The organism is Mesorhizobium sp. B3-1-9 (assembly GCF_006439595.1).
Taxonomy (GTDB): Bacteria; Pseudomonadota; Alphaproteobacteria; order Rhizobiales; family Rhizobiaceae; genus Mesorhizobium.
The window spans coordinates 518,377-528,982 of the sequence record NZ_VFTJ01000002.1; the positions used below are offsets into that span (position 1 = coordinate 518,377).

General features: G+C 66.3%; 9 protein-coding genes. 6 read left to right on the forward strand and 3 right to left on the reverse strand.

Annotation, left to right across the window (positions count from 1 at the left end; all coding sequences use genetic code 11):
• Window positions 1-14 precede the first annotated feature (14 nt).
• Window positions 15-1,277 (forward strand): VpsF family polysaccharide biosynthesis protein, encoded by a 1,263-nt coding sequence (locus FJW07_RS06050; RefSeq protein ID WP_246680685.1) that lies wholly within the window; start codon window positions 15-17, stop codon window positions 1,275-1,277.
• Window positions 1,278-1,343: 66 nt separating this feature from the next.
• Here FJW07_RS06050 and FJW07_RS06055 read toward each other — a convergent pair whose 3' ends face one another.
• Window positions 1,344-2,540, reverse strand: a complete 1,197-nt coding sequence (locus FJW07_RS06055; RefSeq protein ID WP_140855116.1) for a TCR/Tet family MFS transporter — start codon at window positions 2,538-2,540, stop codon at window positions 1,344-1,346.
• 187 nt (window positions 2,541-2,727) lie between these two features.
• Here FJW07_RS06055 and FJW07_RS06060 point away from each other — a divergent pair, with 187 nt between their 5' ends.
• A complete protein-coding gene (locus tag FJW07_RS06060; RefSeq protein WP_140855119.1) occupies window positions 2,728-3,366 on the forward strand; it encodes a TetR/AcrR family transcriptional regulator in 639 nt (212 codons plus the stop codon).
• Window positions 3,367-3,459: 93 nt separating this feature from the next.
• Here the strand turns inward: FJW07_RS06060 and FJW07_RS06065 are convergent, their stop codons facing one another.
• Window positions 3,460-4,749, reverse strand: coding sequence for a cellulase family glycosylhydrolase (locus FJW07_RS06065; RefSeq protein WP_140855122.1), 1,290 nt, complete (start codon window positions 4,747-4,749; stop codon window positions 3,460-3,462).
• Complete coding sequence (locus FJW07_RS06070; protein ID WP_246680677.1) at window positions 4,746-5,933, reverse strand: DUF1972 domain-containing protein; 1,188 nt, start codon at window positions 5,931-5,933, stop codon at window positions 4,746-4,748. The genes FJW07_RS06065 and FJW07_RS06070 overlap by 4 nt, the downstream gene beginning before the upstream one ends.
• Before the next feature lie 339 nt (window positions 5,934-6,272).
• Between FJW07_RS06070 and FJW07_RS06075 the strand changes: the two genes are divergently transcribed.
• From FJW07_RS06075 to FJW07_RS06090, 4 genes are all read left to right on the forward strand, one after another.
• Window positions 6,273-7,472, forward strand: a complete 1,200-nt coding sequence (locus tag FJW07_RS06075) for a glycosyltransferase family 4 protein (RefSeq protein ID WP_246680678.1) — start codon at window positions 6,273-6,275, stop codon at window positions 7,470-7,472.
• Window positions 7,469-8,776, forward strand: a complete 1,308-nt coding sequence (locus tag FJW07_RS06080; RefSeq protein WP_140855127.1) for a hypothetical protein — start codon at window positions 7,469-7,471, stop codon at window positions 8,774-8,776. The genes FJW07_RS06075 and FJW07_RS06080 overlap by 4 nt, the downstream gene beginning before the upstream one ends.
• A 30-nt stretch (window positions 8,777-8,806) precedes the next feature.
• Window positions 8,807-10,015 (forward strand): GNAT family N-acetyltransferase, encoded by a 1,209-nt coding sequence (locus FJW07_RS06085; protein ID WP_246680679.1) that lies wholly within the window; start codon window positions 8,807-8,809, stop codon window positions 10,013-10,015.
• A gap of 95 nt (window positions 10,016-10,110) precedes the next feature.
• Window positions 10,111-10,335, forward strand: coding sequence for a hypothetical protein (locus FJW07_RS06090; protein WP_140710884.1), 225 nt, complete (start codon window positions 10,111-10,113; stop codon window positions 10,333-10,335).
• Window positions 10,336-10,606 lie beyond the last annotated feature (271 nt).

A 10,606-nucleotide genomic window follows, 5' to 3' on the forward strand; every position in this document is an offset into this window, starting at 1 on the left:
CTTCGGGCTACGGCATGGCCGGCCCGCGCACTGTCCCTGTCGACACGCTGACCCGTCTCGGCATCACCGTCGGGGTGCTGCTTCTGTTTTCCGTCTCCGGCGGCATGCTGTGGCTCGCCGGTTACAATTACGACGGCCTGCAGGGCAGTCCGCTGAGCAAGATCCACCCGTCCACCTATCTCTTCGTGCTCGTCTTTGTCTGGCGCTCCTGCACGTTTGGTAATCCGGTCGGCTATGTGGTCCATGTCGCCAACAAGAGGCCGGCCACGACGCTGATGGCGGTGATCTCGACGGTGCTTCTCTTTGTCGTCATCCTCAGGCAGCGCCCCGGCATGGCCGGCATGATCGACACGTTCGTCGCGCCGGCGCTGCTCGTGCTGCTGCTCAGCGAGGATGACGAGAAGACCTTTGCCCGGCTGCAGACCGTCATCCATGTCGTCATGACCGTGAATGCGCTGCTGGCGCTGTTCGAGTTCGGCACCAAGCATCTCGTGTTCCCGTATCGGTTCGACGGCGCGGTGTTCGTCAACGATCTGCGCTCGACGGCTTTGCAGGGGCACCCGCTCTCCAATGCCACGGTCACCTCCATCTATGTGCTGTCGCTGCTGTCCGGCTCGCGTTCCCTGTCGACGCCGCTCAGGCTGGCGCTCGTCGGCCTGCAGTTCTGCGCGCTGGTCGTCTTCGGCGGCCGCTCTGGAATGGTGCTGACGATCCTGCTCGGCGGCGTCTATTTGCTCATCCGCGGCGTGGCGCAGCTCACGACCGGACGCGTCAACCTTCTGGGCGCAGCGCTGGTGATCATGCTCGCCGCGCTGCTGCCGCTGGCGCTCGCGCTCGCCGGCTATTACGGCTTCTTCGACGCGCTGCTCGAACGTTTCGTCTCCGACAGCGGCAGCGCCAATGCCCGCGTCGAGATGTTCGATCTCTTCAGGCATCTGGAACTGCGCGACCTGATCGTCGGACCCGATGTCGACCTGCTCGACAGCATGCGCCGCATCAGCGGCCTGGAGCAGGGCATCGAGAACCCGATCCTGCGCCTGACGCTTTACCAGGGGGCGTTCTTCACGCTTCTGATCTTCTTCGGCTTCGCGCTGTTCATGCACGAGGTCGCGCGCCGCTGTCATCCGGGCATCTGGCTGCCGATGCTGGGCTGGCTCATCCTGCTCAACACCTCCGAAAGCATCGCCTCCAAGACGACGCTGATGACCAAATTCGTGGTGATGGCGCTGGCGCTTTATCGGCCGGCGAGGGTTGTGCGTCAACGGATGCAGGCATAGCGCTCTACGGCGCGCCCCTCTGTCCTGCCGGACAGAGGGGGGCGCGACGGAACTCCGCAGCTCGCATTATGCGTTCACAGGCTGACCAGCCTCACTCCTCCGTGTCCCAAGCAACACCAGCGGCACCGCGACCAGATTGATCGCGATCACCGAAAGCCAGATGGCGCCCGGCCATTGTCTTTGCGTGGCGAAGTAGAAGGTCGAGAAGGCGAGCGGGGCGATGACGGAGGCAAGGCTGACGGCCGAGGCCAGCACGCCCTGCAACTGCCCCTGGCGTTCCGGATCGACCTGCCTTGTTGCCAGGGCCTGGAAGGCCGGCGTGCCGATGCCGGAGAGCGCGAAGACCGGCATGATGGCGAACACCATCCAGCCTTGGCTGGCGAAGGCCATGGCGGCGAGCGCGATGCAGGCAAAGCCGATGCCGGCGACGAAGGCCTTGCGCTCGCCGAGCAGCCGCGCGGCCGGACCGGGCAGGAAGGCCTGCGCCAGCGTCTGGCAAAGGCCGAATGCGCCCAGCGAAAGTCCGATCCAGAGGCCGTTCCAGCCGAACGTGTCGAAGCCCCAGAGCGCCCAGCAAGTGCCGTAGGCCTCGCCGGCGCCGGAGAGGATGAAATAGACCAGAACGATGGGAAGCAACCCTTTCATCGAAAACACCCAGCGCAAGGGCTTCAGCGGGTTGAGCCCAGCAAGATCGATCCTCTGCCGGGCCGGCATACGCGGCTCCGGCAGGACGAAGACGGCCAGGAGCAGGTTCGCGGCGTTGAGCAGCGCGGCGGCAATGAAGGGCAGCCGGATCCAGTGGTCGCCGAGCACGCCGCCCAGAACCGGGCCAATGATGAAGCCGATGCCGAACATGGCGCTGAACAGGCCGAAGCGGCCGGCGCGCTTATCATGCGGCGTGATGTCGGTGATGTAGGCCGTTGCCACGGAGATGTTGGCGCTGGTCAAGCCGGCGATGGCGCGACCGATGAACAGCATCCAGAGCTGCGGCGCGAAGGCCATGATAAGGTAGTTGATCGCGGCGCCCGCCAGCGAAATCAGCAGGACCGGACGGCGGCCCAGATTGTCGCTCAAGGCGCCGAGGACCGGCGCGAAGAGGAACTGCATCGCCGCGTAGAGCGCGGTCATGATGCCGATATACGCGACGATATCGGGGCTGTGCGTCACCTCCTCGAGGAGGCGCGGCAGAATGGGAAAGACGAGCCCGATGCCGACAGCGTCGAGGCAAATGGCGGCAAAGATGACGATGACGGGTTTGTTCATAAGGGATTGATCTCCGGGAGTGAAGGCCGTCTCGCCCATGGCGGCAAAGGGGTCGAACCTCGCCCCGCCCGGGCGTCAAACGTCGGTATACTGAGTTTAAATTTATACTGAGTACATATATCGGCGATCGATGGCGCGGAGTCAATGGAAATATGTACTGAGTACAAAAATCATGCTACCGGAAGCCATGCCAGAACCGTCCGACCGCCGCTCCAGAAAACGCCTCGCCACCAGCAAGGCCATCTCCGATTCCGCCACGCGCCTGTTCATGGAGCGCGGCTTCGATCATGTGACGGTGGACGAGATCGCCGAAGCCGCCGACGTCGGGCGCATGACGGTCTTCAACCACTTCCCGCGCAAGGAGGACATGTTCTTCGACCGCGACGAGGAGGGGCGCGAGATGCTGCGCGAGGCCGTGCGCCGGCGTGAGGCCGGTGTCGCGCCACTGGAGGCATTGCACCTGCTCGCGCGCCGGCTGGTCGCCGAACGCAGCCCGGTGGTCGAATTCTCCGCCAGAAGCGAGCGTCTGGTGCCGACGGTTGCCGGCAGCGAAACGCTGAAGGCGCGGGCGCGGGCGATCCGCGACGAACTGGCCGACCTCGTGGCGGCGACGCTGGCCGAAAGCGTCGGCCGCGACGCCGCCGACCCCGACGCGCAGCTCGCGGCCAGCCTGCTGCTGGCAACGTGGACTGTCGCCTTCCTCGAGGCGCATCGGACTTTTCGCGAGACCCGCAGTAGGGAGAAAGCGAACGATGCTTTCCTGGCGCTCGTCGACAAGGGGGCTGCAGGCCTGAAAGCCGCGATGACCGGCACGCCTTATCTGTGAGCAATGCAGGCTCGACGTCCCGAACGAAGCGCGGGCTGTCGGCCAGCTCTTGCGTGAAACCAGACCTTTAGCGCGATCTATTGATTCAACAAGTCAAGCGCGCGGCATCGTCAGCCCGAGCGCTTCGACCATCGCCGGGTCGAGCGCGCGCGTGGTGTCATCCATCATGCCCATGCCGTCGAATAGGTCCCAGAATGCCCAGGGGAAGCCGGCGGCTTCGGCGCTTTGCCGGACATCGGCGATGTAGCGGGCGCGGTCGGGATTGGGCGCTGCGGTGTATCGGGCATCGGTGCGCAGCGCGCCGAATTCACCCATGATGATGCGCTCAGGCGTGATGCCGTTTCTGTCCGCCCAGTCGCTCACCTGCTTCAGGTAGCCGTCGATGAAGCGGCGGTCGGGCTGGGCGTCGAAATAGACTTTCAGCACCTTTTCGGTCTCTTCGTAGGCGGCCCTCTTGGCCTCGTCGGACCTTTCCGTGTCCGCAGCCGTCCTTGCCCTGACCGAGGCCAGCGTCTTGTCGAGCGAGCCCGCCGAAGCCGGCCACGGCACGTTGTTCAGCGCGCGGTACACCGGCTCGCGCATCCACGGCGCGCCCTGATGGCTGAACAGATAGGGTTCGTAGAAGTGGAAGGTGAACAGGATCGGCTCGAATTCCGCCAGCGGCGCCGGATCGAGCGCGGTCAGCCCGCGCACCATCGAGCCGCAGCCGCCGGTGGCGAGCAGCGGCAGCTTTCGCGCCGAGCCCCGCGCGGCGGTCAGAAGCGCGGCCTGAACCGTGAGCCAGACATCGGAAGAACAGTCCTGCGGCGGTTCGTTGACCGGCTCCAGCGCGACCCTGCCGGGCGCCATGCCTTCGAGCATGCCGGCCACCTCGCCGACGAAGACGTGGTAGCGCGCAAACTCAGGCGCGCTGGTGCTGGAATACATGCGGTCGGGATTCCAGTAATGCGTAGCGCCATTGGCTTGAACGTTGACGATGACGCCGAGATCGGCGGCGACGGCCGCCTCGACCGCCGCGCTCAGCATTGCCATGAGGTCGGCGCGCTGGCCCGCATCGGCTGCAAGGAACGGGCCCGGATCGACGGGCAGGCGGATGAAATCGAGGCCGCTGGCGCGCAGCCGGACAAGATCGGCCAGTGTCGGCACCGGCCGCTGCGATTGGAAGGGCGGCCAGTCATAGTCGGTGCGGGGCGCGGGAAATTCGCGCGTCAGCGCAAACCACGGCCAGGTGTTGACGCCGCGCCTGAAGGGCCATGCGCCGGTTGCGGCCTGCGCCGAATATGAGAGTGGCGAGACCACTGTCGCCAGTGGCGCCGTTGCCGCGGCCAGTGCCGCGCCGAGGATACGACGGCGCGACCAGCCGGCCGTGTGTGGGCCAGTCATGCGTGCTTGGCGCGGTCGGCTTTCGCCGGCGCGGCGGTGGCAACGCCGAGCTGCCGCAGCGCTTCCTTCTCATAGGCGCTAAGCACGTCTTCCCAGCGGAAGGCCTCGCGGGCGCGGGCCCGCGCCGCCTTGCCGCAGCGTGCCGCCAACGCGTCGTCGGCCAGCGCCTCGTCGATCCGTTGGCTCAGGCTCTCGGTGTCGCTGAAATAGATCGCCGCATCGCCGGCGACCCAGCGGTTGTAGCGGTTGTCATGCGCGATCACCATGTTGCCGGCGGCCAGCGCCTCGACCAGCGAGGGGTTGGTGCCGCCAACAGTGTGGCCGTGCATATAGGCGCGCGCATGATAGCGCAGCGCCTTCACCACCGCCTGGTCGTAGATCGCGCCCGGCATGATCACCGCGTTGCCCGCCGCGGCGCGCACGGCGCGGTGGTAAGGAATGTCGTCATTGAGCGTGCCGAGCACCACCAGCTTCATGTCGCCGCGATCGCGGCGGCGGAAGGCTTCGATGATCGGCGAGATGTTGTTGTCGGGCTCGATCCGCGCGATCGAGACCAGATATTTGCCAGGCTCGAGCCCGAGCGCGCGAATGGGTTCCTCCGGCGCCGAGGTCACCGGGTCCGCGCCATAGGCGATCGTGGCGATGGCGCTCCGCGGCCGCCGTGTCGCCAGATGGTCGGCGATCGCCGGGTGGTCGGCGACGAGCCGGTGCGAGAGCCAGGCGCCGATCCATTCGTTGAGCCAGAACCAGCTGCGCGCCGCCGGTCCCCATTTCGGCCGCCGCCACTCGATGCCGTCCATATTGGTGAGGATCTTGCGCCCTCTGAGCCTCAACCAGGTCAGGAACACCGCGCCGTTATAGCCCAGCACCAGGCAGACACCCGGCCGCCTGGCCGCGTCGAGCACACACTGCCAGTCGAATTCCAGCGTCGCGCGCGGACCCTTGGAGGCGACCTCGATGGTGATGAGCTCGATGCCGCGCCAGGTCTCGCTCGTCACCCTTTGACCGACGCGCTCGACCTCCTTCTGGCAGTAGACGCCGACCTTCCAGCCGCGTCCGGCCAGGAAAAGCGCCAGCCGCTCGGCGAAGGTTTCGAAGCCGCCGTGAGAAGCCGGAATGCCGCGCGTCCCCAGGATCAGGATCGAAGGCTTTTCGATCAGGGTGGAAGGTCGTTCCGGTTTCAAAATAAAGGATTCCCCGGGGTCCGGTCATGGTTGTTGTTAAATCAATGACACGCCCAGCAACTTCCGTGCCAGGGTACCCCCAGGGCGAATATTCACATGAAGGTGTAAAATTTCTCTTCAGAACGCAGGGCTTGCTTCATTATCGGTCAACTTTCGCGACGTATCTGTACCGATACGGGGCACGGCCGAGCTCCTGGGTCGCAGCAGGGCGTTCAAGACCCGGCATGATCCTTGCTACCGGCCTGCAGTGGCCACCGCTGGGTAAGGCGGCGTGCGGATTTGGCATGAAGTTCCTTCCGCGCTTGAAGGGTCCGGTGCTGAGCGGACTCGGGGTGCAAGGTGGAAAAGATAGCGATGCGCATCGCCTGCGTTCATCAGGGCTACGAGCTCTATGGTTCGGACCGCAGCTTCGCGGAGAGCGTGGCTGCGCTGCGCGCCGCGTTTCCGGCCGCCGAGATCGAGGTCGTGCTGCCGCGCGAGGGGCCGATCGTCGATATCCTCAAGCCGCATGCCAGCCGCATCGTGTTCGAACCGCTCTGGGTGCTCCGGCGCCAGGCGATGCTCAAGCTCGCCACCATCGAGATGGCGCGGCTGCCGGCGGCGCTCTGGCGCGCCTGGCGGCGCATGCGCGACAACGACCTGACCTATATCAACACCTCGATCATCGCCGACTATGCGCTGGCCGCGCGGCTCCTGCCGCGCAAGGCGCTGCTGCATATCCACGAGATCCCGGAAGGCGTCCTGCGCAAGGTGCTTGTCGCGCTGATGCGCTGGAGCAAGGCGGATCTGATCTTCAACTCGCGCGCAACGCGCGCCACCTTCGGCGATCCGCCGGCCCTCGATGCCAAGGGGCGGCGCACGCATGTCGTCTATAACGGCGTTGCCGGTCCCGCCGCGGCCCTGCCGGTGACCTATGATGGCAGCCGCCCGCTCAAGGTCCTGCTGCTTGGCCGCGTCAACCGTATCAAGGGGCAGGAGGTGCTGCTTGATGCCGTCGCCTCGCTTCCCGCCGAATTGCGCGACCGCGTCGAGGTCCGCCTGGTGGGCGGTGCCTTCGAGAGCAGCGAACGCGAGCAGGCGTTGGCTGAACTGGTCGGGCGCATGGGGCTGACCGGGCATGTCGAGGTGCTGCCTTTCGTCTCCGACCCCGCCGACCATTATCGCTGGGCCGACATCGTCACGGTGCCGTCGCGCCGCCCGGAGTCGCTCGGCCGCGTCGCCATCGAGGCGATGGGCTGGGGACGGCCGCCGCTGGTGTCGGCGATCGGCGGGCTGGTGGAAGTGGTGGCCGATGGCGAGACCGGCTGGCATGTGCCGCCGGGCAACTCAGCCGCCCTTGCCGGCAAGCTCGGCGAAATCATCCTGCGGCCGGATCTATGGCGCGACTTCGCCGCCGCCGGTCGCGCGCGCTACGAGGCGGTCTTCAGCGAGCCGATCGCCGCCGCCGCGATCGTGGCGATCGTGGCCGACAAGCTTAAGGCGACGCCGCCGTGGCAGGGGCGGGCGCGTGTCGCCCGCGAGGCGGAGACGAGCCCGTGAAGTTCACCTTCCCGGCCCATCTGGTGCGGCGCCTCATGCTGATGATCGGCGGCGAGGCGATGCAGAGCGGCTTCCATTTCGCCCTCAACATCGCGCTGTTGCATCTTTTGTCGGCCGAAGGTTACGGGCTCTTCGCGCTGGCCATGGTGATGGGCGGCGTCGGCTTGTCCTATATCCGCTCGCTCACCGCCGTTCCCGCCACAATATGGATGAGCAAAAGCGCCAACAGCGCCGGCGTCGACGCCTATGACGTGACCTTCGGATCGGCGGCGCTGGTGGTGGCGCTGCTGATGGCATTGGGCACCGGGCTGCTGATGCACCTCCTGGGCGACCCGAGCGGCATCGGCGCCGCCTGCTTCGTCGGAGCCTGGTCGCTGCGCAGCCATATGCGCACCGCCTTCTTCGCGCGCCGCATGCAGCTCGTCGTCTCCATCAGCGACGCCGTGTTCACGATCGCGGGCATAGTGCTCGCAGGAGCGGCGATCTGGTTCTTCGCGGACGCGCTTCAGGCCACCTTCTACGCGCTTGCCGCGGCCAATATGGTCGGCATCGCCGTGCTGGTGAGGCTGGCGCGCCGCAGGCTGCGTATCTCCTTCCGCGCCCCGACCTTGCGGCGCTATGCAAAGCTCTGGCCGCAGCTTTGCTGGTCGGGGTTCAGCGCCACCACCACCAACATCCAGGGGCAATGCCTGGCCCTGCTGGTCGCCGGCATCGCCGGACCCGCGGCTTACGCGCCGCTGGCGGCGGTGCTGGTGCTGTTTGCGCCGCTGCGCATCTCCAGCCTTGCCTTCTCGAACATGACGCAGCCGGAACTCGCAAAGCTGGTGCGCAACAAGGAGTTCGACCGCGTGTGGACGCAGGCCAAGATCTGGGCGCTCGTCATGGGGCTTGGCAGCCTGGCCTATGGTTGCGGCATCCTGTTCATCTTGCCGATGATCAAATCCCAGGCCCTGCAGCATGCCTCGGTCGGGCTGATCGGGCTTTTCGCCATCGCCAATTATGTACCGATTATGGCCTATGTCATGCCGCGCGTGGTCCTCGAGATCCTCGGCGATTTCCGCATCGTCGCCTTCATCACCATGGCCGGCGCGATCGTCGGGCTGGCGACGATCGGGATTCTGCTGGCCATCGCGCCGTCGACATGGTCGCTGGCGGGCGCCGCGGTCTCCGAGACCTTCGTGCTCGTGGCCTCATGGTATTTCGCTGCTCACCGTATGTGGAACTCCAAGCACCCGAACGAGCAGCGCCCCAGCGTGTTCGGCGCCTGGCGCCGCGCGGCCACGCTGGCAGTGCAGAGACGATAGGAGAATGATGTGGTAAGCCAGGCAATGCCGATGGCCGCAATGACGACCGGCTTGGCCGACGATGAGGCCGCACCGCACGCCGCTGGCGCCGCCAGCGGCGCTTACGTGGCGCAACTGCACACCAGTCTCGAAGCGGTCAAACCGCTCTGGCTGCGTCTTGAGACAGAGGGCGTGTGCACCGGCCACCAGCATTTCGCCTGGGCCGAAGGGATCGTCGAAGGGCTCGTGCCGCAAAAGGCCGACCTCGCCATCGTCGAGGTGAGGGACGCCGCCACGGGCGAGCCGAGGATGCTTGTGCCGCTGATGCGCCGCCGCGCATTCCACCATTGGGTGATCGAATGGCTGAGCTGCGGCGTGTGCGACTATTCCGCGCCTTTGCTCGCCGACGCGACGCCGTGGGCCAGGCAATCCGCCGAGGCTGCCTGGACGGCAGTGCTTTCCGTGCTGCCGCCGGCCGACCGCATCCACATCGTCGGTATCCCGAAGGAGGTCGGCGGCGTCGCCAATCCCCTGGCGCTGCTTGCGCCGGCGCGCGACTCCATCCACTCGCACTACGGCATCGCCATGGACGGCGACGCCGAAACCGTCGTCAAGCGCATCTGCCGACCGTCCTTCGTCAAGGCGCTCAACAAGGACTTGCGCCGGCTCGATCGCAATGGCGGCCTGGCCCTGGTCGAGGCCGACACGCCGGCCCTGGTGGACTCCATCTTCGGCAAGCTGGTTGAGATGCGGCTCAGCCGTTTTCGCGAGCTCGGCCGCTTCGATCTGCTCGCGCAGCCGCCGGTGGTCGATTTCTACCGCGAAGCCGCGCATCGCGGCCTGACGGACGGTTCGGTGCGGATCTTCGGCCTGCGCGCCGGCGAGGTCATGGTCGCGGTCCAGTATCTGGCGGCCCATCTGGGCACCTTGCATGCGCTTCTGATCGCGATCGACCAGGGCGCGGTGCCCAATGTTTCGCCGGGGCTCTGCATCATGGGCGAGCTGATCCGATGGGGGCGCGGCGCCGGCTTCGACTATTTCGACCTGTCGGTCGGCAACCAGAGCTACAAGGAACATATGGGCGCGGTGAAGTCGGTTCTGTCCGAACTTTGCTACGGCATCACACTGAAGGGCGTGGCGGCGAGCGAGGCCATCAAATACCGCGGCCGGGGCGTGGCTTTCGTGCGCGACAACCCGCGCCTGTTCAAGGTCGCGCAGGAGTTCATGCAGCGCTGGCGGCGACTGCGGGCGCCGCGGTGAACGGCCGCCTGCGTCCGGCAAATTGACTCATATTGAGCTCTCCGCCATGTTTATGGGCGGCCGCTATCCGAGCGGCAGCGTGTTCGAGTGAGGCCATGGTCAGTCCTGTCGCCAGAGAAAAGTCCCGCCGCGCCGCGGTAAAGACCGCGCTCGACCGCCACAGGGTCTATGTCACCGCGCAGCGCTTTTCCGGCGGCTCCTACAGCGCCCGCGTGCTGGTCGACGGCGAGGCCTACTGGGTCGACGAGTTCCGGCTGAGCCAATTGCGGCAAGGGCTGACGCCGGCCGAGCTGGAACTGACGCCGGCGATTGACGATTGATCCAGTTCCCTTGCTCCGCCGCGATGTAGGAAAATCCGAAATGCTGGCGGGACAGCACCCCCCTCTGTCCTGCCGGACATCTCCCCCGCAAGGGGGGAGATCAGATGTCATCACCGCTTTCGCCAACCTCCAACGCTGCAGAAGAGGCGCCGGCAGCCAAGCTGCCAATCTCCCCCCTTGCGGGGGAGATGTCCGGCAGGACAGAGGGGGGTGTGACGGAACGCGGCGCCGGCAAGGCGAGCTTGCCATCCCTCCCGCCTGACCCATGGCC

Coding starts and splice junctions, on each gene's coding strand:
- FJW07_RS06090 (WP_140710884.1), top strand. CDS start 10,111: ATGGTCAGTCCTGTCGCCAGAGAAAAGTCCCGCCGCGCCGCGGTAAAG.
- FJW07_RS06050 (WP_246680685.1), top strand. CDS start 15: ATGGCCGGCCCGCGCACTGTCCCTGTCGACACGCTGACCCGTCTCGGC.
- FJW07_RS06065 (WP_140855122.1), bottom strand. CDS start 4,749: ATGACTGGCCCACACACGGCCGGCTGGTCGCGCCGTCGTATCCTCGGC.
- FJW07_RS06055 (WP_140855116.1), bottom strand. CDS start 2,540: ATGAACAAACCCGTCATCGTCATCTTTGCCGCCATTTGCCTCGACGCT.
- FJW07_RS06060 (WP_140855119.1), top strand. CDS start 2,728: ATGCCAGAACCGTCCGACCGCCGCTCCAGAAAACGCCTCGCCACCAGC.
- FJW07_RS06085 (WP_246680679.1), top strand. CDS start 8,807: ATGGCCGCAATGACGACCGGCTTGGCCGACGATGAGGCCGCACCGCAC.